This is a genomic window from Sphaerospermopsis sp. FACHB-1094, from assembly GCF_014696195.1.
In the GTDB taxonomy this organism is placed as follows: domain Bacteria; phylum Cyanobacteriota; class Cyanobacteriia; order Cyanobacteriales; family Nostocaceae; genus Sphaerospermopsis; species Sphaerospermopsis kisseleviana.
This window is the reverse complement of the sequence record NZ_JACJPT010000009.1, coordinates 62,224-83,462: the sequence shown is the minus strand read 5'-3', so window position 1 is coordinate 83,462 and position 21,239 is coordinate 62,224. Positions and strand designations below refer to the sequence as shown.

Genomic DNA, 21,239 nt, shown 5'->3' with positions numbered 1-21,239 from the left:
GCCTCCCCTGCCTCCCCTGCCCCCTGCCTTTTACTTTGACTCTTCCATTTGACCAACTCTGCGAATGTTAAGAATATCACTCATTTTTCTAATCTGCACAAACAGATGTTCTAATTGATTGCGATCGCGGATCTCAATACCCAAATCCATCAACGCTGGTTGTCCCAAAGCTGTTTTCACATTAGCATGACGCACATTGATGCCTTGATCACTCAACCGCGATAAAATATCTTTTAAGATTCCCACTCGATCCAAAGTTTCAATTTGAATCTCTATGGGGTAAGTGTGAGGACGTCCATGATGTTCTATTGCTGTATTCCATCTTACGGGTACTAGGCGCTCACATTCCACATTGTCCACATTATGACATCCTTGGCGATGAATGGATATACCCCGTCCCCGCGTTACCACCCCAATAATAGCTTCACCAGGAATCGGCGTACAACATCCAGCTATATGATAAACCAATCCTTCTACGCCAATAATCGGTGAATCACTAGCACGGGATGTACTGGGTGAGGTTTCCCGTGTAGTTTTTGATGTTGATTCTTTGGGGATAAATGGAATCACATCAGCTACAGGTTGTTGTGCTTTTACCACTTCTCGCCAGCGGTTTAACACTAAGTTTAAGGTAATTTCCCCGTAACCTAAACCTGCCAGTAAATCTTCCACACTGTGATAATTGCACTTTTCTGCCACAGTTTGCATTGCGTCTGATTTCAACAAGTGATCAAAACCTGTTTTCCCTAGTTCCTTCTCTAATAAATCCCTTCCCCGCGCTAGATTTTCTTCCCTGCGCGATCGCTTATACCATTGTTTAATCCGATATTTCGCCGCCGAAGTCCTGACAAAATTCAACCAATCCAAACTCGGATGGCTATTTTTTTGCGTAATAATATCAACAATATCCCCATTTTGTAATCGGGTGGATAACGGCACAATGCGCCCATTTACCCGCGCCCCTGCACAATGGTTTCCGACCTCTGTATGAATTCGATAAGCAAAATCTATACTTGTAGATCCCGGACTTAGAGGTACCACATCCCCCTTTGGAGTGAAAACATAAACATCATCTTCAAATAAATTATCTTTGATACTATCTAAATATTCTTGCGCGTCTTTTAAATCACTCTGCCATTCCAATAGTTGCCGCAACCAAGTAAATTTTTCATCTGCTCCTGTTACCTGACTGGTAGAACCACCTGTTTCTTTATACTTCCAATGGGCAGCAATCCCATACTCCGCAACATGGTGCATTTCCATTGTGCGAATTTGCACTTCCAACGGGCGACCAGTCAAACCTATCACCCCTGTATGCAAGGATTGGTAACGGTTAGGTTTAGGTAAACCAATGTAATCTTTAAATCTGCCGGGAATAGGACGAAAAGCATCATGAACCACCGCCAAAGCCCGATAACATTCTTCATTTGTTTGGACAATGATTCTCAGTGCAGCCAAATCATAAATTTCATGAAATTCTTTTTGCTGTCGCTGCATTTTTTGATAAATGCTATACAGATGTTTGGGGCGACCGCTAACCTCCAAACATTTAATACCCGCTTGTTGCATTCTCTCCCGCAACACTTCCTTAGCTTTAGTCAATTTTTCTTCCCGTGCCGTCCTTTTTTCCGCAACGTGCTGTTGAATTTCTCGGTAAGCATCAGGTTCTAAATATTTAAAGGCTAAATCCTCTAATTCCCATTTAATATGCCAAATCCCCAAACGATTGGCTAAAGGTGCAAAGATATCTCGTGTTTCCTGGGCGCTGCGGCGACGGCTGGCTTCTGACATATATTGCAATGTTCGCATATTATGCAAACGATCCGCCAATTTCACCACAATTACCCGAATATCCTGCGCCATTGCCAAAAACATTCGCCGGAAGTTTTCCGCTTGACTGTCGGTTTTACTGGTGAAATTAATTTTAGAAAGCTTGGTGACACCTTCTACCAGTTGGCGCACTTCTGCCCCAAAATTTTCTTCTATTTGTTCAATTGTAACTTCTGTATCTTCAACTACATCATGAAGAAATCCAGCTGCTATCATAGCAGCACTACCACCTAAGTCTCGTAGTAAATCAGCTACGGCTACAGGATGGGCAATATACGCTTCTCCAGATTTACGATACTGTCCTTGATGCAGTTGATAGGCAAATTTAAAGGCATTACAAATCAAAGTGGCATCATTGTGCGTTCGGTCATCTTCTCCCGTGTTGCTTTTCGCTAATGTTTCTCGTAAACATTTTTTAAGCCATTCCGGGAGACTAACATCAACGGAGGAATCAACAAGTAAGCTGCTCATACAAGAGAAATGATAAGTTTTTCGTGGATCGGTGAGATATAGATGAAAATGACAGCATCTTCTATTGATGATGCTGCCCTACAGACGGGTGGGAAAAATTTTGTCAGAATGATTTTCTGATTACCTGATGATCTCATGACTGATCAGCCTGACTATCCATAAGAATCAACCAAGTCTCACAGATGGTTTTAAGGCTATTCTTAGGAATGAGTTGGGAAAAAGGTTTATTCTAGAAATAAATTTTCTTGTAGTTTATACTATCTCAACTAGCACCAAATGTCTTTAAATCTGCAAAAATATCAGGAATTGACAACATTACTGGAGGAATTACGCTCCAATGTTAACAAAACTCTATTAGATATTCCTACCTTGCGATCGCATCTAGCCGATTTACAGCATTTTTTTTTACAAGAAATCGCTCCCTTCACTGATTTAAACTACCGCCAGCAGTCTTATCAAACGGAAATTAGCAAGCAACTTCGTTTATTAGAAGTAGATGTAATTTTTTTACAAGGCGCAAGACAGTCTACTACAATACAGGCACGATTAAAAACAATTACAGAGCGCATTAATATTTTAATTCGATTCTGTGAGACTATTTTACACCCAGATGAGAAGGGAGAATATTAACTAATATGAATCTGCTATCAAGGCAATAGTTTTCATGGTAGGTTGGTTGCAACTACATGACAAACACACTCATTTTGGTATAAAATATTCTGTATGTTTACTAAAATACGTAACATTTTAGGTCAATTCTTTAACAACTCCAGAACAATCAACAACGAACCACTAAATAAAGTGAGTTTGATTGTAATCATTATAGTAGATATTTTCATTTTAATCAATGTTTTTACAGGTTTAGAGGATATTAGTAGATGGCATCTTAGCCCCTACCAAGCCTATCCGTGTTATTCAGAATGGGAGAATTATCAAAAGCAAAGTGATAAAAATAAAGATTATGACATGATCATAAGCTCAGTACCATTGAACAATAATCAACCGCAGTTTCAAGCAGAATATCAACAGCAAGAAATTGGACATTTAGGGAAAGTTTCAGAAATATGTATAAATTATGCCGAGTTAAAAGACAGACTGAATAATAACCTAAATCAAAAAAATATTACAAATATAAATCTACGCCAGGAGAAAATTAATCAATTAGAACAAGCGAATATAAATATTCGCAATCAATATGAATCAACGCTGTTGGAAAAAATTGCGGGACAGTCATCTGAAAAATCTATCAATCAAGTCAGTGCTGAAAAAGCTAAACAAGACTTAGATAAAAATCAACAACAAATTGGACAAATTAAACAAGAAATTAATAATCTTAAAAACCAACTTCTTACTAAACCAGAAAGTCTTAATTTTCTATCTTTGATCAAAGATGAGAATAAATTCACGGCAGTTAAACAAGGTTATGAAAGAGCCTCGTTTTGGTATCCTAGTATCCAGCTTACATTTCAATCTATCTTTCTACTACCTTTAATTATTATTGCTTTATTAGTCTATAGAATAAGTCAAAGTCGAGGATATGGACTTATTGGATTAATTAGCTGGCATTTGCTGGTAATATTTTTGATTCCTCTTGTTCTCAAAGTCTTAGAATTTCTGCAAGTTGGTGTAGTCTTTCAATTCTTATTAAGTGTTGTTAACAAACTATTGGGTGGGTTACTATTCTTAATTAGTTATGTTTATATCTTGCTAATTCCTCTCATAGGTTTTGGAATTATCAAGTTCTTTCAAGGAGTAGTATTTAATAGCAAAGTTCAAGCTGCTAAGAGAGTTCAAAAATCACAATGTATCAATTGTGGAAAAACTCTTAAATCCAATAATGCCCATTGTCCTCATTGCGGTTATTATCAATATATAGAGTGTCACAATTGCCATAATTTAACTTACAAAAAGTTACCTTATTGTTATCATTGTGGAACTGAGCAAAATTCTAGTCAGATACAAGACGTTGGATCAGTAGACAATAAATAGACGATAATTAACTATAATTAACCATGAGTGAAACCTTATTTAGTATTGAAAATCTCCGCGTAGCTTATCCCCAATTTGACGAAGAAGCACCAATCTGGGCGGTTAATGATGTATCTTTTGCACTTCAACCAGGGGAAAAAATGGGCTTGGTGGGTGAGTCGGGTTGTGGTAAATCTACTATTGGCAGGGCAATTATGCGTTTGTTACCTGCCTCTAGTCGAGTTGAAGGTAAGATAATTTTTCGTGATGATTCCGTATTAGATTTAACACCTGTGCAAATGCAAAAGTTTCGCGGTGAAGCAGTAGCTTTGGTGTTTCAAGATCCCATGACAAGATTAGATCCTTTAATGACTATTGGTAATCATTGTTTAGAGACCTTGGCAGCGCATTCACCAGAATTAACTAAACAACAAGCGAAAGAAAAAGCTTTAGCAACTTTAGAAAAGGTGAAAATTCCTGCAAGTCGTTGGAGTCAGTACCCCCATGAGTTTAGCGGAGGGATGCGTCAAAGAGTTGCTATTGCGTTAGCCTTACTGTTGAATCCTAAATTAATTGTTGCTGATGAACCCACGACTAGCTTAGATGTTACCGTTTCTGCTCAGATTTTACAAGAACTAACGCGGTTATGTGCAGAAGACAATATGGGATTATTATTAATTTCCCATGATTTAGCAATGGTAGGGGAATATTGCGATCGCATTGGGGTCATGTATCAAGGTAAAATGGTAGAAACAGGGAAAACAGAAAATGTCTTTAAAAATCCTCAACATGAATACACCCAATCTTTATTAAAAGCAGCATTACATATTCAACAAGAAGAGGTAACAGGGAACACTTCGACAAGCTCAGTGCATCGCAGGGAACAGGGAACAGTAATTAAAGAAAAACCAATTTTAAAACTTACAGAACTGCAAAAACATTATACCATAGAACCGAATTTTATTGAAAGAATATTTAAAGGTGAAGGACAACAAATTAAAGCTGTAGATGGTATTAATTTAGAATTATATCCAGGGGAAATATTAGGATTAGTGGGAGAATCTGGTTGTGGGAAAAGTACACTTTCTCGGACTATTTTACAATTAATTCCTCCCACTGGGGGAAAAGTGGAATTTTTAGGACAGGATTTAACTAAATTATCCCGTAAAGAAATTCGCGCTTCCCGCAGACAAATCCAAATGGTATTTCAAGATCCTCATGCTTGTTTAAATCCTGCCATGACAGTGGGACAAAGTATAGCAGATCCCCTATTAATTCACAACTTAGCTAATGCTGAAAAAGCCAAAGAAAAGGTTTTATGGATGTTGGAAAAAGTGGGATTAACACCAGCAGAAATGTATTATCAACGTTATCCCTCAGATTTATCGGGAGGACAACAACAAAGGGTAGCCATAGCACGGGCTTTAATTACTCGTCCTAAATTAGTAATATGTGATGAACCAGTGAGTATGTTAGATGCCAGTGTACAATCACAAGTTTTAGATTTAATGCTACAATTAAAAGACGAATTTGAGTTAACCTATTTATTTATTACCCATGATTTATGGTTAGCTCGTTTTTTGTGCGATCGCATAGCCGTTATGAATGGTGGTAAAATTGTAGAACTAGGAAATACAAAAGAAATTTTTGCTCATCCCCAACATCCCTACACAAAAACTTTACTAGCTGCTGCACCATCATTAGCTAGAGTTTAATATCATTATTATCCATTACCCATTACCCATTACCAAATTAAATAATGTCTAAAAATCAACCGATAAATTCATTTAAAAATAAAAACTATTCCTTGGATAAATGGCAAGAGAGAATAGCACAAATCGCCTATCGTTTCAATAAAGAATATCAAAAAGAACCCTTTGAAGTACCCGCAGAAGTAGAAGAAATGCCAATCTATAAAGAATGGAAAAATGGCATTTTAGCTTATAAAATTGCTTCCCCATTTTGGGAAATTGCCCAACCGCAAAAAAACCAACGTTGTTTAGACATTGGTTGCGGAGTCAGCTTTTTAATCTATCCTTGGAGAAATTGGCAAACATATTTTTATGGTCAAGAAATTAGTAATATAGCCAGAGATACACTAAATTCTCGTGGTTCACAACTAAATTCAAAACTATTCAAAGGTGTTGAATTAGGTCCAGCACACCAATTAAACTATGATGCAGCACAATTTGATTTAGTTATAGCTACAGGATTTAGTTGTTATTTTCCCCTAGAATATTGGCAATCTGTTTTATCAGAAGTCAAAAGAGTATTAAAACCAGGTGGATATTTTGTATTTGATATTCTTAACTCAGAACAACCATTAGCGGAAGATTGGGCAGTTTTAGAAACCTATTTAGGTGCAGAAGTGTTTTTAGAAACTGCATCCGATTGGGAAAAAACAATTAAAAATGCAGGTGCGAAAATAGTTAAAAAGCAATTAGGAGAATTATTTGAATTGTACAAAATCAGATTTTAAAAGTTCATTAAAATTTCACTTATTCAACCTCTTGCTTTTTAACATTACTACAATAAACCTAAGAGGATGTTTTAAAAGTCTCTCATGACTGTAAATTAATACTAATTCACAACGTAAGTTTCTAGTGAACTAAACTATCTAATGATGAAACAATAAATCTTGATTAAAAATGCTCATAAATTTTGCGGTGACAGTGTATGATTTGTGAAGATTGTACCGATAATTTGAATTTTGCCCAAAAAGCCGCAATGATTATTCGCCATGCCACAGAAACAGACTTACCAGAAATTGTAGCCATTTATAACGCTGCTGTTCCCACACGCATGGCAACAGCCGATTTAGAACCCGTAACCGTAGAAAGTCGCATTGCCTGGTTTCAGGGAAGAGTACCTTCACAACGTCCCCTGTGGGTAGTAGAAATAGATGGGATGATTGCCGGATGGCTGAGTTTTCAATCCTTTTATGGTAGACCAGCTTACCATTCCACCGCCGAAATTAGTATTTACATTTCCCCAAACTTTCAAAAACGTGGTTTAGGAAAGTTACTTTTAGAAAAAGCAATTAATGAAAGTCCAAGTTTGGGGTTAAAAACTTTAGTTAGTTTTATTTTTGCTCACAATCAACCTAGTTTAAAACTATTTGCTAAATTGGGTTTTCAAAACTGGGGATATTTACCCAAAATAGCTGATTTAGCCGGCGTAGAAAGAGATTTAATTATTCTGGGTTTACGAGTTGGGGAAAAGTGAAATAGGTGATAGGTGACTGGTGATAGGTGACTGGTGATAGGTGACTGGTGATAGGTGACTGGGGACAGGAGGATAATATTAATTTTTGTCTATTCCCTATTCCCTGTTCCCTATTCCCTGTTCCCTAATAATTAACGAGAAGTTAAACTATCAAAGCGATATTCAGTACCAACCCTGAGTCTATTAGCATTGTACTCAGGAGACATCAACAGCGAAGAATTGTAAGGATTGGGTAAATCAGGGGTACGAAGATAAGGATCATTCTGTGCTTGCTGCATGATAACATCATGATACACAATGTTAACTAACTGACCATCTTTAGCTAGGGTTTGCTGAATAAACCTAAAACCTTGATATATCAAAGGTTAGAGGCTGATAAACAGGAAAAAAGTGCAAGGGTTTTGAAGCGTATACCGGAAAAAGTGTGCATTTTTTGGGATTTCAAGAGATGGCAAAGAAATTTTCAAATCTCCTCCTGACTCCTGACTCCTGACTCCTGACTCCTGACTCCTATGCCCTCACGGAAAGACTTTCTCAGCAACCCCTAGCTATTTCATTATCAGGAAAAGTAGTTCCGAACTTACCCCCAGGACCTAATAAAGAATCTACCTGACGCTGTAAACTGCCATTGTCATAAAAATTAGGATGATTGCGAAAATAAGCTCTATCGAAAGCATTGCTGGTTGATTCATAATTTTCTGTTTGCATCTCAGCAACTGCAACTACAGGAAATGTAGTAGTAGCAAGTAGTACCATCAACCCACCCAATCCAGGCAAATTTATACTCAAGTTTACAACTCCTCAATTTTTAGGCAAACTTGGGCAACTCTTAATTTATGCTTAATTTCAGAACTTTCATTAGTTCAACCTTTGGTGTAGCACAACTTTTAACGGTTTGTAATGTCGTATTCTACTGAAACATCCAACCCATCGGATATTTGGGCAACCACTACTGATTTAACCACCCTGCGTCAGAAGTTACTAAATTTATTTTGCCAACTTGCTTATCAAGAAGGTGATTTTGTTCTTTCCTCTGGACAACGTAGTTCTTACTATATTAATGGTAAACAGGTTACACTCCACCCCCAAGGAGCTTTAGCTATAGGTAGGTTGATATTACATATTCTACCAGTAGATACACAGGCTGTCGCAGGTTTAACTCTGGGTGCTGACCCTATTGTTTCCGCTGTCAGTGTGGTTTCTGTCTATGAAAATCGCCCCATACCAGCGTTAATTATTCGCAAAGAAGCTAAGGGGCATGGCACAATGGCTTACATTGAAGGTCCTACTTTACCCACGGGTGCAAAAGTTGTAGTCCTGGAAGATGTAGTGACAACTGGCCAATCTGCACTGAAAGCAGTTGAACGTTTACAAGCAGCAGGTTATACCGTTGGTAGGGTAATTTCTTTGATCGACAGACTTCAAGGAGGCGCAGAATTATATAAATCTGCTGGTTTACAGTTTGATGCGCTCTTTTCTATTCAGGATTTACAAGCAAGGTATCAGCAAATATAGGGGACTGGGGACACTTCGACAAGCTCAGTGCATCGCTGGGGACTGGGGACTGGGTTAAATTATCCTTGATCTCCTGACTCCTGACTCCTATTTTAAGAGGTGAAATTATGTCTCAAAATACTATTAACTACATGATTCATAAATCCAATTTACGGGGTCATAGTAAAATTGATTGGTTGGATAGTTATCATACATTTTCCTTTAGTCATTTTTATGATCCCGACCGCATGGGATTCCGTTCCCTCAGAGTCATTAATGATGACAGTATTGCTGCTGGTGCTGGTTTTCCAACTCATGGACATCGAGATATGGAAATTCTCACCTATGTTTTATCAGGTGCAGTAGAACATAAAGATAGTTTGGGTACAGGTTCGGTGATTCGTCCAGGTGATGCTCAAATTATGAGTGCTGGTACAGGAATCATGCACAGTGAATTTAATCATTCCCAAACTGAAGAATTACACCTGCTGCAAATATGGATTTTGCCGGATCAACAACGTTTAAAACCAAGATATGAACAAAAAGCTTTTTCTGTAGAAGATAAAAAGGGAAAACTAAGGTTAATTGGTTCTCAAGATGGTCGTGATGGATCTATCACTATTCATCAAGATATTGATTTATATGCCTCTATCTTAGAAAAAGGTGATGTGATTAATTATTATGTTCAACTCTATCGTTATGCTTGGTTGCAAATAGCTACAGGTGAAGCAATCTTTAATGGAAAACAACTCCAAGCAGGTGATGGAGTGCAAATTACTGGAGAGCAGAAAATAGAACTGAGTACAAATCAGAACGCGGAAATTTTACTTTTTGACTTGGCTTAAATAGGGGTTGCTGAATAAACCTAAAACCTTGATATATCAAAGGTTAGAGGCTGATAAACACAGAAATTAGTGCAAGGGTTTTGAAGGGTATACCGGAAAAAGTGTGCATTTTTTGGGATTTCAAGAGATGGCAAAGAAATTTTCAAATCTCCTCCTGACTCCTGACTCCTGACTCCTGACTCCTGACTCCTGACTCCTATGCCCTCACGGAAAGACTTTCTCAGCAACCCCTAAATAGGGTTTGCTGTATCGAAAACAGATAAAGCTTGGCTAACGCGTGGCGTGCCGTTATTCATAAAAAAATTTATTAACGGAATGGGGCTTTTTTCTTAAATTAATGTTGTGCTTCTATAAGGTATTTAACAATCAACAAACAATTTCTGTTATCAGAATCACGTTTATAAACAACATGATCTGCCACACGCCGAATTAGAAACCATCCATATCCATGATCTTGTAAAGTACCTGGTTTTGGTTCAGGTATCTGATCAGGATTAAAAGGCTTGCCATAATCCCAAATTCTTATTTCCAGTCTGTCTACCCACAGACTCAATTCAATTTCTATATTTGTTTCTGGCGGTAAAGTCCGATGAGCATGACGAACTGCATTAGTAAAGCCTTCTGCTAATGCTAAATTGAGACGATAGAGTTGGCTTTCTGACCAACCTCTTTGAGCTAAATATTGTAGAGAAAAGTTTTCAAACCATTGTTGCACTTGGTTTTGGAGCTTCAGATCGCTCTTCACCGTCAGATGGTCTTGCTGCACTGTAGTAAGCATTGACCGTGACTAGAATATTAAGTAAGTAAAAAACGTAACTTGTGTTTGTTTTTTGGTGGCTTTAGATTTTGGAATAGCTTTTATGGCAATTAGCAGTTAGCTGTTTCAAAATCTTGTTTGAACCAAGATCCCAGAATTTAAAATATTCCTAGTTACTCTGGCAACTGCTATATTTTTATATTTTACACCCAAAACTAAAAATCCGATCTTCAAAATAGACCTATGAAAATTTACACCTGTGAGTTTTCAAAAGCATATTCACTAGAAGTATGAGTAGCTAATGGGCTGTATATTCCTTGCGGACAGTCTTTAGACTCATAACTTCGGTATATGCTCTTGAAACTCACAGGTGTCACAGCACTTTATGGAAACTAAAAATTAGTGGCAACTAATTTAGAACAGTCCCAAAGTCAGAGATTTGTCTAAGGGTAATGCAGCACCAATACCTAACCAGATGGTGACAAAAGTACCAAACAAGAATACTGTTGTCGCTACTGGACGACGGAAGGGGTTTTGGAACTTGTTAACGCTCTCAATAAAGGGAACGAGGATCAATCCCAAGGGTACGGAAGCCATTGCCAATACTCCCAACAGTTTGTTAGGTAGTGAGCGAAGAATCTGGAACACTGGGAACAGATACCACTCTGGCAAAATTTCCAAAGGTGTAGCAAAAGGATTTGCTGGTTCACCCACCATTGCTGGATCTAGTATAGCTAGAGCCACAATACAAGCGAATGAACCCATGATTACGATGGGGAATACATAGAGCAGGTCGTTAGGCCAAGCTGGTTCACCATAGTAGTTATGACCCATACCTTTGGCGAGTTTAGCTCTTAAAGCTGGATCGTTTAGATTTGGTGGTTTATGTGTGGACATTTTTAGATCTGGTCTCCTGCTTAAGTGAAGTTAAAGCATTCGTGTAAGCTATTAGCTATTTAGGCAAGCCACAAATTTATTATGACACTGGATTCAGCTTTGCCAGTTGAAGCAAGTGTTCATTGTGTTTACAGCTTACGGTTTCAGCAAATAGTGCTTGTTTTTATTCTGAGGCTATGTGCCTTCAGTTTAAAACAAACAACTTGCATCTGGAAACTGTTTTACCTATTCACTGAATCACTACTGACTAACTTTTGATTACAATGGTCCAGAAATACCTTGTTTGCGGATCATTAAGAAGTGGAAAAGCATGAATACCGCAATTAACCAAGGTAATACGAATGTGTGGGCGCTATAGTAGCGGGTTAATGTTGCTTGACCGACGCTAGAACCACCACGTAGTAAGTCAGAAATCAAAACACCAACTACGGGGATTGCTTCTGGTACACCACTAACGATTTTCACCGCCCAGTAACCAACTTGGTCCCAAGGTAAGGAGTAACCAGTTACACCAAAGGAAACTGTGATTACTGCCAGGATGACACCACTTACCCAAGTTAATTCGCGGGGTTTTTTGAAACCACCAGTCAAATAAACGCGGAAAACGTGGAGAATCATCATTAATACCATCATGCTGGCTGACCAGCGGTGAATGGAGCGAATTAGCCAACCAAAGTTGACTTCATTCATGATGTACTGCACTGAAGAAAATGCTTCTGCGACTGTGGGCTTGTAGTAGAATGTCATCGCAAACCCAGTGGCAAACTGAATCAGGAAGCAAACTAGGGTAATTCCACCCAAGCAGTAAAAGATATTAACGTGGGGAGGTACGTACTTGCTGGTTACATCTTCAGCAATAGCTTGAAGTTCTAAACGTTCTTCAAACCAATCATAAACGCTGGCCATACAATCTCAAGTTCCTACAAATTGCTTGTGGTTGATAAATATCCCAAGATTAATTTTGTTTGGGATGTTCGCAAAGAGAATCTTTGTTACAGAATTATTAAGTTTTTCAGAAACTTAACATTCTGTAAATATGGAATATATTGCGATCCCTTGGCAAGCCAACGTGAAAAATGTTGGTTACAAAGAGATTTTATCGTTTTTGAGGTGGATTTGCCTCTCCAGAGTTGCTTAACAACTTGATGAGAAAATGCACCTCTTCTATAAAAAAAGTAACATAATTTAGAGATATATTTCATCAGCAACGTCCCAAATGGAGATTGATACGTGATTTGGGTAAAGATACAAGGTAAGATGGGCTTCATGAATAAACAGGTTTTTCGGTGCGGATTTTCCTTGCTTTTAGCTTTTGGATTGGCTTTTGGCTTGACTTTTGGCTCAATTCCACCAGCAAATGCTTTAACTCAACAGCAAAAATTAGTTTCTGAAGTTTGGCGAATTGTCAACCGATCTTATTTGGATGAAACATTTAATCATCAAAATTGGACAGAGGTACGACAAAAAGCTTTTAAGAGTCCGCTGGGAAATGACCAAGAAGCATACAAAGTAATTCAGAATATGCTTAAAAGCCTGGATGACCCTTTTACCAGGTTTCTAGACCCAGAGCAGTACCGCAGTTTACAGGTGAATACTTCTGGAGAATTGACAGGTGTGGGTTTACAAATTGCCCTCAATCCCCAGACAGGTATTTTAGAGGTAATTACACCTATAGAGGGGTCGCCGGCTGAAAAAGCAGGTTTAAGACCACGCGATCGCATTTTGCAGATTGAAGGAACATCCACAGCAAATCTGACTCTGGATGAAGCTGCGGCGCGGATGCGCGGACAGGCTGGTACTGTTGTTACTCTCTTAATTGGTAGAGAGGGAGAAGCGGATAAAGAAATTATACTGGTGCGCGATCGCATTGAACTGAATCCTGTAGTAGCTGATGTGCGTTTATCCCCCCAAGGAACACCCATTGGCTATATCCGCCTCACTCAATTTAATGCTAATGCACCAATGGAATTAGCACACGCTATTCATATTCTAAAACAAAAAAGCGCAGCAGCCTATATTCTAGATTTGCGAAATAATCCGGGGGGACTATTACAAGCGGGAATTGAAGTTGCTCGTCAGTGGTTAGATGAAGGCACAATAGTTTATACTGTCAATCGCCAAGGCATTCAAGGGGATTTTGAAGCTTATGGTCAGGCTTTGACAGAAGCTCCTTTAGTTATTTTGGTCAATCAAGGAACTGCAAGCGCGAGTGAAATTTTAGCTGGTGCTTTACAAGACAATGGACGCGCCCAGTTAGTAGGTGAAACTACCTTTGGCAAAGGACTGATTCAGTCGTTATTTGAATTATCCGATGGTTCTGGTTTAGCAGTAACAATTGCTAAATATGAAACACCAAACCACCGAGATATTAACAAATTAGGTATTAAGCCGGACATAGTAATTCCCCAAGAACCAATCTCAGGGGAGCAAATTGGCACAGCAGAAGATAGACAATATCAAGCTGCTATGGAACTGTTGAGCAAAGATTTGCTAGTAGTGGGTGATTGGTGATTGGGGATTGGGGATTGGGGACTGGTGACTGGTGACTGGGGACTGGTGACTGGTGACTGGGGAGAATCAAGTCAAAAGTCAAAATTCAAAAACTCTGTTCCCTGTTCCCTGTTCCCTGTTCCCTGTTCCCTGTTCCCTGTTCCCTGTTCCCTTCTTTCCCAATCACCAATCACCATTCCCTAATCTCTGATAAGCTTGGTCAATGATGCGTTTGCCACGGAGGAAGCCAATATTAGCGCCGGGGCAAATGTATTGTAGAGTTTCTGGTGAAAAGCGATCGCGCAATGCTTGAACACTTTTAAGTTGTCTAGGCCAATGAAAAGTTTTAGGTGTACGTAATGGCACAGGTTCACCTTGCAAGTTAGAGATTAAATGCCGTCCTGAAAATAAAACTCCTCCAAATTCACGATAATATAGACATGAAGACCCTGGAGAATGGCCAGGTGTCCAGATAATTTGTGTGGTGTCATCAAGAGTCAATTCTTGAGAAAAGGTAGTAACAGTTAAACCAGGTAACAAATACGCTTCTTGTTCTTGAATGATAATCTCACAATTAAGAGCTTGTTGAATTTCTGCTACTTTGGCAATAGCACCACGATGAGTAATAAACAACGAACGCACACCACCGTGTTTAAGCGGATTCCCACCCAAGTCTTGCCCAAAATCATCCCCAAAATCATGGTTAATTTGCTCCAGGGCTGGGCAGTCAATGAGAATATTACCTTCATTTCTTACAATAAGATAAGAAGTTCCCCCCAATGTGTCCCGATTTGGTGGAAAGGCAATAATTTTATTGATCCCCAAGTCGGTAGATTCGGGAGATACTGATCCTGTTTCCATCGAAGAAGAGAGAATTTCTCCTTGGGGCATTTGTCCAGAAAGTATAATTTGTGGGGGCTTAATTTTATGACTTGGTTGTTGAGTTGAGGAAAACATAAATAAAATAACCGATAAAACAGCGATCAATAACCGAATAAATAGAGTTTTTACCTAAGTTCTATATTTAACAATCTACAGGTTTATCAAACATTCTACCTCCTGCCTCCTGTACGGGCGAAGCATTCGGAAAATAGCTTTCCATAAAAATTGATAATTGATTGGCCGAATGCTTCGCCCCTACGACTCCTAGAACTCCTGCCTCCTTGAACTCCTAGAACTCCTAGAACTCCTAGAACTCCTAGAACTCCTTGAACTCCTGAAATAAAATGGCATTTTGGTTTTTACTTTTACTGGGACTAGCTACTTATCTGATAGTGCAACGCAGCGTTGCTCATATCACCCGCACCCCAGTGTGGTTGTTGTGGCTAGTATTAATGACACCAGCAATTATCCTCACTGGTTGGACGCTGATCTATGGTACACAACAATCACCCCCACCAGAATTGATTATTTGGCCGTTGCTTATCAGTTTGCTGTTATACTGGATATTATTTCTGTCGGGGCATCGAGTCCCAGAAAATACCCGGACTGACCCCCAAGCAACAGGAACACAACCAGCAAATAATCCTACCGCAGAACCGTTACCAGTGCGTCCTATTGAACCAACAGAAGAAACTAATCTGCGAAATTGTTTCCCTTGGTCTGTATACTACATTCAAAATATTGAGTATAGACCCCAAGCGGTGATTTGTCGTGGACAGTTGCGAACTGCACCGCAGCAAGCTTATCAGCAAATTAAAACAAATATCGAAGGCCAATTTGGCGATCGCTTTCTGTTAATCTTCCAAGAAGGGATGGATGGTAAACCCTTCTTTGTTCTAGTTCCCAATACTCAAGCTGCTAGACAAAATACAAAAAACCGCAATTTAGAAAATTTTACTCAAGCAGTAACAGCACTAGGATTGTTGTTAATGACTTTAGTTACAACCACCTTCATAGGTTCGCAAATTGCTGGAGTTGAACCAACACAAATCAAAACTGACTTTTCTCTCATTGTCAATGGTTTACCCTATGCTTTAGGATTAATCACTATTTTGGGTATCCACGAACTTGGTCACTATTTTACAGCGCGATTTCATAAAATTCGCTCAACCTTGCCTTATTTTATTCCTGTACCTTTTTTCTTGGGAACTTTTGGTGCATTTATTCAAATGCGAAGTCCAATTCCTAACCGCAAAGCTTTATTTGATGTGAGTATCGCAGGACCAATTGCCGGTTTTGTTGCTACTTTACCTTTACTGCTTTGGGGTTTAGCTAATTCAGAAGTAGTACCCATCAGCGAAAAAACAGGACTTTTAAATCCCAATGCTTTAAATCCCAAATATTCAATTTTATTAGCTTTACTTTCAAAAATAGCCTTGGGTAGTGAATTAACAACCAAATCTGCTTTAGATTTGCATCCTGTAGCAGTTGCTGGATTTTTAGGTTTAATTGTCACAGCATTAAATTTAATGCCCGTAGGACAATTAGATGGTGGTCATATTGTTCATGCTATGTTTGGACAACGTACCGCAGTTGTAATTGGTCAAATTTCTCGGTTGTTTTTACTAATTCTTTCTTTTATCCGTCAAGAATTTTTGTTGTGGGCAATTCTGTTACTATTTATTCCTTTGGTTGACGAACCCGCATTAAATGATGTGACAGAATTAGACAACAAACGTGATGTTTTAGGTTTACTAGCAATAGCTTTATTATTGTTAATTGTACTGCCACTTCCTGAAGCTTTGGCTCGTGTTTTGCAGATTTAAAAATAGGTGAACAATGGACAATTGATAATTGACAATTTATAATTGATAATTGACAATTAATTTGGGTTAAAACCTCTCTTTTGAGGAAGAGGTAACTTTCTATTATCCATTGTTCATTGTCAATTGTTGAAGCTAAGCTGTTACGCAGCTAAATTCTATAATCCTAATATTCTTAGCTCTTGTGGAACAGGCATCTTGCCTGTTAAACTTATGCAAATTAAATGCACAACAGCTTACCACTAATTGCAATATAATTAGAAATTGTGTGAATCTGCGAGGATAAGAATGACTGCTGATGTAACTGCTCATACTTTATTTGTGTGTAAAACCTGCGCTAGTGTTTGGCAAGATGGTAAGCGTGTCGGTGAAAGTGGTGGTCAAAAACTATTACAAGAAATTCAACAAGTCGCGCAAAATTGGCATTTACGGGATGAGTTCCCTATCAAAGAAGTTGATTGTATGAGTGCTTGTAGTCGTTCTTGTGTAGTCGCTTTTGCCGGTCAAGGTAAGTTAACTTATTTATTCGGTGATTTGCCAGTTGATGGTTGCGCGGAAGCAGTGTTGGAATGTGCAAGTAAATATTACAATCATCCTAATGGTGTTTTACCTTGGTCAGAACGTCCTGAACCTTTGAAAAAGGGAATTTTGGCAAGGATTCCCAGTTTATAGGTGACTGGTGACTGGTGACTGGTGACTGGTGACCGATGACAGTGGTAAAAGCTTTCCATTTTCTAAGTTGTGGTTTTGGTTAATGTTCTGGTGGCCTTGTCTACGGTTATCAATCCAAAATCTAAAATCTAAAATCCAAAATTGCTATGTTGCGCGTTTTAATTCTGGGTGGTACTGGTGATGCAGCGGAATTAACCGCGAGAATAAATAATATTACTGAAATTGAGGCGATCGCATCTTTAGCCGGTCGTACCCGTGAACCTGTTGCACCTGTTGGTAATGTTCGCGTTGGCGGTTTTGGTGGTGTAACAGGTTTGGTTGAATATTTAAAACATCAAAAAATAGATGTGTTAATTGATGCAACTCATCCCTTTGCTAATCATATCTCTTGGAATGCGGCCGCAGCAGCTACACAAATGGGTATTCCTAGATTATTAGTAAATCGTCCCCCTTGGGAAAAACAACCGGGTGATATTTGGATTGAGGTAGAAAATAATACAGAAGCAGCAGCAGCTTTAGAAAACCAAGCTTTAGAAAATCAAGCTTTAGAACATCAACTTTTCAAACATCAAATAAAACGGGTTTTTTTAACCATTGGTAGACAAGAAATATCTGCTTTTTCTCATTTACAAAAAATGTGGTTTTTAATGCGAATGATAGATCCACCTGTTGCTGATGTTGTAATACCTCCTGGTTTAATGTTATTGGATAGGGGACCTTTTACTTTAGAAGATGAAAGGGAAATTTTAACTAAATATAATATAGATACTATTGTGAGTAAAAATAGCGGTGGAAATGCCACATATCCTAAAATTATTGCAGCGCGAGAAATGGGAATAAAAGTAGTGATGGTGAAACGTCCACCTGTACCACCAGGGGAACAAGTTTCAGATGTGGAAAGTGCTGTAAAATGGTTATTGGAGAAAGTGGGAACTTGAGAAATTTCTGTTGCTATGATAATCAAAATTGATTCTAGAGAGTCGATTCAGTAGGGGCGAAGCATTCGGGTGATAACCTATTGCTGAAACCATTAATATTCTGTCCGAATGCTTCGCCCTTACAATTAATTGCTTTAGGTTTAACTGTAATTTCCACATCACTACCAAAAGCGTTGAGAAATCTAAACATTCTTTCTAAAGAAAATCCTGTCAGTTTTCCTCTGATTAAAGCAGAAACTTTTGGTTGATCAATTCCTAATAGTTCCGCAGCTTCCATTTGAGTTAGTCCACGTGCGGTAATAGCTTGACTAATTTTTCGAGCTAGTTCTGCTTTTGCTAACATTTCATCAGCATTTGGTAAACCTAAATCAGCAAATACATTACCACTGCTAGTTTGAATTTCGATATTTTCTGACATAATTCTCCTGGGTTTTATTGGTTTATTTGATCATGGTGTTCTTTAGCTTTTTTCAGTCTTGCTTCAATCAAATCAATATCTTGTTTTGGTGTAGCAATACCATGTTTTGATTTTTTCTGAAAAACATGAAGAACATAAACTGCTTTTGCTAATTTCACAGTATATATAGCTCTATAGGTATCTCCATCAAAATCTTTTACAACTTCTAATACACCTTTTATAGTGATGAAACAATTTGATATTCAAGAAGCATTAACTACAGATCATCATTTTGAACAAGCTGGTTATATTCGGTTATTGAAATGATAATTCGTTGAGTCTGTTTTAACAGACTTTTGCTATGAGACTGAGAATTAATTCTCAGGCGGTTTTGTGGGATAATGGAAGATGTATTTTAACAGCAAAAAACCCTGGATAAATTAACCGAAGGGCTGATTAATAAAAAATTCATAAGTGGATAAATTTTATGGGTTAGACTGGTTCTTCTTACCGACAAATAGTATTAATATGATACAAGTAACAGTAGCTAATACAAGACTTCCGAATGCGTTACTAATTTTCATTCCAAAAATGTCATTGACAGTATCTGAGTGCGGAACAAACCAAAATGCTGCATAGAAAAGTGCAAATGCAAATAAGAATCCGCCAAATAACTTGTACAAGGAAACTCTTTCACTAATATCTTCTGCACTGTATCCCTTCAGAAAGTCAAAAATGTTATCTTTCATTTGTAAGAGGTTAATAAAATAACAAGCTAAATTCTAAGTTAAAAGGCTTGATAATGTCAATTCCTTTATCAATAAACTATAAAATACACACAATTATAAAGGAATCCACATCACAAATCATCAGGAGTTAAACCAGTAAGTTTACTGATTCTTGCTAACATTCTCGGACCTATCTCTTCATTATCATGAAATGCAAAAACGAAATCATCCCAATCAGGACGTGACAGAATTTTGTGTGAACCTGATTGACGTTTGATTTCCCATCCAATACGCAACAATGCGGCTAAAACACGCTTTGCTTTTTGACTAGACCATTGACTCATGCTGCTGCAAAAGAAACACTAAATAAATCTGAGTGTACTTCACCATGTTCCAATTTATCCGCTAATACCCGCAAAGCCAAAGCCTGAACCTTAGCTACCGCTTCCTGTCTTGTATTTCCATAAGCCAAAACACCGGGAATATCTATCACCTCAGCAATAAAACGCCCGTCTTCCTCTTGTTCAATCTCAATCTTCAAGTTCATAGCTTGTAACGGTATCGTAATAAAAGCGATATTCAAGAAAAACAAACAAAATAAATGACTACCATAGATTCTAGCAAACACAAAAAAGCCAAAGCCCTCAAACCCGGAAGCGTGCGCCCCGCCAAAGAACTCTGTAGCGAATGCGGACTATGCGACACCTACTATATCCACTACGTCAAAGAAGCGTGCGCCTTCATCACCCAAAGAATAGACGAACTAGAAACCACCACCCATAACCGCCCCCGCAACCTAGAAGACGAAAACGAACTCTATTTTGGCGTACATCAAGAAATGATAGCCGCCCGCAAACAACAACCCATCGAAGGCGCACAATGGACAGGAATAGTCAGCACCATCGCCATAGAAATGCTCAACCGGGGCTTAGTTGAAGGAGTCGTCTGTGTGCAAAACTCCAAAGAAGACCGCTTTCAACCCATGCCCATCATCGCCCGCACCCACGAAGAAATACTAGCAGCAAAAGTAAATAAACCTACCCTATCCCCCAACCTCTCCGTATTAGAACAAATCGAAAAATCAGGAATGAAACGCCTATTAGTCATCGGAGTAGGATGTCAAATTCAAGCATTACGCGCCGTCGAGAAAAAACTCGGACTAGAAAAACTCTACGTCCTCGGTACACCATGCGTAGATAACGTTACCCGCGCCGGACTGCAAAAATTCCTAGAAACCACCAGCAGATCCCCGGAAACAGTAGTTAGTTACGAATTTATGCAAGACTTCCGGGTACATTTTAAACACGAAGACGGATCAGTAGAAAAAGTCCCCTTCTTCGGCCTCAAAACCAACGTACTTAAAGACATCTTCGCCCCATCATGTATGAGTTGCTTTGATTACGTCAACTCCCTAGCAGACATAGTAGTAGGATACATGGGCGCACCCTTCAACTGGCAATGGATAGTAGTGAGAAACGATACCGGCAAAGAAATGCTAGAACTCGTCAAAGACCAACTCCACACCCAACCGGTGATGTCCAAAGGAGACAGAAAAGCCGCCGTACAACAAGGAATAGAAGCCTACGATAAAGCCGTCACCTTACCCATGTGGGTAGCCAAATTAATGGGAGTCGTCATAGACAAAATCGGACCACAAGGATTGGAATATGGGAAATTTTCAATGGATTCCCACTTTACAAGAAACTACTTGTATGTTAAACGTAATCATCCAGAGAAATTAGAAGATCATGTACCAGAGTTTGCGAAGCGAATCGTAGCGCAGTATAAATTACCGGAATAAAAGCTCACGTAGAGGCGCAGA

At 38.7% G+C, this 21,239-nt stretch carries 23 protein-coding genes and 2 pseudogenes; 12 read left to right on the top strand and 13 right to left on the bottom strand.

All coding sequences use genetic code 11. The features are described 5' to 3' along the window. Positions 1–30: 30 nt before the first annotated feature. The gene (locus tag H6F47_RS04540) at positions 31–2,301 is read right to left on the bottom strand and encodes a bifunctional (p)ppGpp synthetase/guanosine-3',5'-bis(diphosphate) 3'-pyrophosphohydrolase (protein WP_190647838.1); all 2,271 of its coding nucleotides are present in this window, start codon (positions 2,299–2,301) and stop codon (positions 31–33) included. A gap of 276 nt (positions 2,302–2,577) precedes the next feature. Here H6F47_RS04540 and patD point away from each other — a divergent pair, with 276 nt between their 5' ends. The 5 genes from patD to H6F47_RS04515 all read left to right on the top strand — a co-directional run bounded on the left by patD (position 2,578) and on the right by H6F47_RS04515 (position 7,494). Next, positions 2,578–2,931 (top strand): heterocyst frequency control protein PatD, encoded by a 354-nt coding sequence (gene patD / locus H6F47_RS04535; protein WP_137667702.1) that lies wholly within the window; start codon positions 2,578–2,580, stop codon positions 2,929–2,931. Positions 2,932–3,024: 93 nt separating this feature from the next. Beyond that, on the top strand, positions 3,025–4,290 hold the full coding sequence (locus H6F47_RS04530) for a zinc ribbon domain-containing protein (RefSeq protein ID WP_190647836.1): 1,266 nt from the start codon (positions 3,025–3,027) through the stop codon (positions 4,288–4,290). 23 nt (positions 4,291–4,313) lie between these two features. Continuing rightward, positions 4,314–5,984, top strand: a complete 1,671-nt coding sequence (locus H6F47_RS04525) for an ABC transporter ATP-binding protein (RefSeq protein WP_190348272.1) — start codon at positions 4,314–4,316, stop codon at positions 5,982–5,984. Positions 5,985–6,028: 44 nt separating this feature from the next. Next, positions 6,029–6,748 (top strand): class I SAM-dependent methyltransferase, encoded by a 720-nt coding sequence (locus H6F47_RS04520; protein ID WP_137667699.1) that lies wholly within the window; start codon positions 6,029–6,031, stop codon positions 6,746–6,748. A 248-nt stretch (positions 6,749–6,996) separates the two neighbouring features. Further along, on the top strand, positions 6,997–7,494 hold the full coding sequence (locus H6F47_RS04515) for a GNAT family N-acetyltransferase (RefSeq protein ID WP_096572713.1): 498 nt from the start codon (positions 6,997–6,999) through the stop codon (positions 7,492–7,494). A gap of 131 nt (positions 7,495–7,625) precedes the next feature. On the opposite strand, the pseudogene H6F47_RS04510 reads toward H6F47_RS04515, so the two are convergent. After that, positions 7,626–7,820: pseudogene (locus tag H6F47_RS04510) on the bottom strand (hypothetical protein); the annotation flags it as partial. Between the two features lie 208 nt (positions 7,821–8,028). Then, positions 8,029–8,283 (bottom strand): hypothetical protein, encoded by a 255-nt coding sequence (locus tag H6F47_RS04505; protein WP_242027329.1) that lies wholly within the window; start codon positions 8,281–8,283, stop codon positions 8,029–8,031. Between the two features lie 111 nt (positions 8,284–8,394). Between H6F47_RS04505 and pyrE the strand changes: the two genes are divergently transcribed. Next, complete coding sequence (pyrE, locus tag H6F47_RS04500) at positions 8,395–9,009, top strand: orotate phosphoribosyltransferase (protein WP_190647834.1); 615 nt, start codon at positions 8,395–8,397, stop codon at positions 9,007–9,009. Between the two features lie 107 nt (positions 9,010–9,116). Continuing rightward, a complete protein-coding gene (locus H6F47_RS04495; protein WP_277877007.1) occupies positions 9,117–9,833 on the top strand; it encodes a pirin family protein in 717 nt (238 codons plus the stop codon). 334 nt (positions 9,834–10,167) lie between these two features. Here H6F47_RS04495 and H6F47_RS04490 read toward each other — a convergent pair whose 3' ends face one another. The 3 genes from H6F47_RS04490 to petB form a co-directional block, all read right to left on the bottom strand. Beyond that, positions 10,168–10,611 carry an anti-sigma regulatory factor gene (locus H6F47_RS04490; RefSeq protein ID WP_096568846.1) on the bottom strand — a complete coding sequence of 148 codons (444 nt, stop codon included), beginning with the start codon at positions 10,609–10,611 and terminating at the stop codon, positions 10,168–10,170. Positions 10,612–11,004: 393 nt separating this feature from the next. Continuing rightward, positions 11,005–11,487 (bottom strand): cytochrome b6-f complex subunit IV, encoded by a 483-nt coding sequence (petD, locus tag H6F47_RS04485; protein ID WP_096568849.1) that lies wholly within the window; start codon positions 11,485–11,487, stop codon positions 11,005–11,007. Positions 11,488–11,745: 258 nt separating this feature from the next. Next, complete coding sequence (gene petB / locus H6F47_RS04480; RefSeq protein ID WP_096568852.1) at positions 11,746–12,393, bottom strand: cytochrome b6; 648 nt, start codon at positions 12,391–12,393, stop codon at positions 11,746–11,748. Between the two features lie 351 nt (positions 12,394–12,744). Between petB and ctpA the strand changes: the two genes are divergently transcribed. After that, entirely contained in the window at positions 12,745–13,998 is a 1,254-nt protein-coding gene (gene ctpA, locus H6F47_RS04475) for a carboxyl-terminal processing protease CtpA (RefSeq protein ID WP_137666743.1), read from the top strand. Here the strand turns inward: ctpA and H6F47_RS28395 are convergent. Then, positions 13,952–14,080 carry a hypothetical protein gene (locus H6F47_RS28395; protein WP_277877130.1) on the bottom strand — a complete coding sequence of 43 codons (129 nt, stop codon included), beginning with the start codon at positions 14,078–14,080 and terminating at the stop codon, positions 13,952–13,954. The two genes, ctpA and H6F47_RS28395, sit on opposite strands and share 47 nt — an antisense overlap. 80 nt (positions 14,081–14,160) lie before the next feature. Further along, positions 14,161–14,934 (bottom strand): MBL fold metallo-hydrolase, encoded by a 774-nt coding sequence (locus H6F47_RS04470; RefSeq protein WP_190647832.1) that lies wholly within the window; start codon positions 14,932–14,934, stop codon positions 14,161–14,163. A 269-nt stretch (positions 14,935–15,203) separates the two neighbouring features. Here H6F47_RS04470 and H6F47_RS04465 point away from each other — a divergent pair, with 269 nt between their 5' ends. The 3 genes from H6F47_RS04465 to H6F47_RS04455 all read left to right on the top strand — a co-directional run bounded on the left by H6F47_RS04465 (position 15,204) and on the right by H6F47_RS04455 (position 18,292). After that, the gene (locus H6F47_RS04465; protein WP_190647831.1) at positions 15,204–16,685 is read left to right on the top strand and encodes a site-2 protease family protein; all 1,482 of its coding nucleotides are present in this window, start codon (positions 15,204–15,206) and stop codon (positions 16,683–16,685) included. 285 nt (positions 16,686–16,970) lie between these two features. Then, a complete protein-coding gene (locus H6F47_RS04460; protein WP_137666725.1) occupies positions 16,971–17,354 on the top strand; it encodes a DUF1636 domain-containing protein in 384 nt (127 codons plus the stop codon). Positions 17,355–17,500: 146 nt separating this feature from the next. Beyond that, positions 17,501–18,292, top strand: coding sequence for a cobalt-precorrin-6A reductase (locus tag H6F47_RS04455; protein ID WP_190348270.1), 792 nt, complete (start codon positions 17,501–17,503; stop codon positions 18,290–18,292). Positions 18,293–18,326: 34 nt separating this feature from the next. Here the strand turns inward: H6F47_RS04455 and H6F47_RS04450 are convergent, their stop codons facing one another. The 5 genes and pseudogenes from H6F47_RS04450 to H6F47_RS04430 all read right to left on the bottom strand — a co-directional run bounded on the left by H6F47_RS04450 (position 18,327) and on the right by H6F47_RS04430 (position 19,964). Beyond that, positions 18,327–18,710, bottom strand: coding sequence for a helix-turn-helix transcriptional regulator (locus H6F47_RS04450; protein ID WP_190348269.1), 384 nt, complete (start codon positions 18,708–18,710; stop codon positions 18,327–18,329). A gap of 14 nt (positions 18,711–18,724) precedes the next feature. Beyond that, positions 18,725–18,925 (bottom strand): annotated as a pseudogene (locus H6F47_RS04445) (type II toxin-antitoxin system RelE/ParE family toxin); the annotation flags it as partial. Between the two features lie 249 nt (positions 18,926–19,174). Continuing rightward, positions 19,175–19,438 (bottom strand): hypothetical protein, encoded by a 264-nt coding sequence (locus H6F47_RS04440; RefSeq protein WP_190647830.1) that lies wholly within the window; start codon positions 19,436–19,438, stop codon positions 19,175–19,177. 110 nt (positions 19,439–19,548) lie between these two features. Further along, a complete protein-coding gene (locus tag H6F47_RS04435) occupies positions 19,549–19,761 on the bottom strand; it encodes a type II toxin-antitoxin system HicA family toxin (RefSeq protein WP_096568882.1) in 213 nt (70 codons plus the stop codon). Continuing rightward, positions 19,758–19,964 carry a type II toxin-antitoxin system HicB family antitoxin gene (locus H6F47_RS04430; protein ID WP_096568883.1) on the bottom strand — a complete coding sequence of 69 codons (207 nt, stop codon included), beginning with the start codon at positions 19,962–19,964 and terminating at the stop codon, positions 19,758–19,760. The genes H6F47_RS04435 and H6F47_RS04430 overlap by 4 nt, the downstream gene beginning before the upstream one ends. A 54-nt stretch (positions 19,965–20,018) precedes the next feature. Here H6F47_RS04430 and H6F47_RS04425 point away from each other — a divergent pair, with 54 nt between their 5' ends. Further along, a complete protein-coding gene (locus H6F47_RS04425; RefSeq protein WP_190647829.1) occupies positions 20,019–21,218 on the top strand; it encodes a Coenzyme F420 hydrogenase/dehydrogenase, beta subunit C-terminal domain in 1,200 nt (399 codons plus the stop codon). Positions 21,219–21,239: the final 21 nt, after the last annotated feature.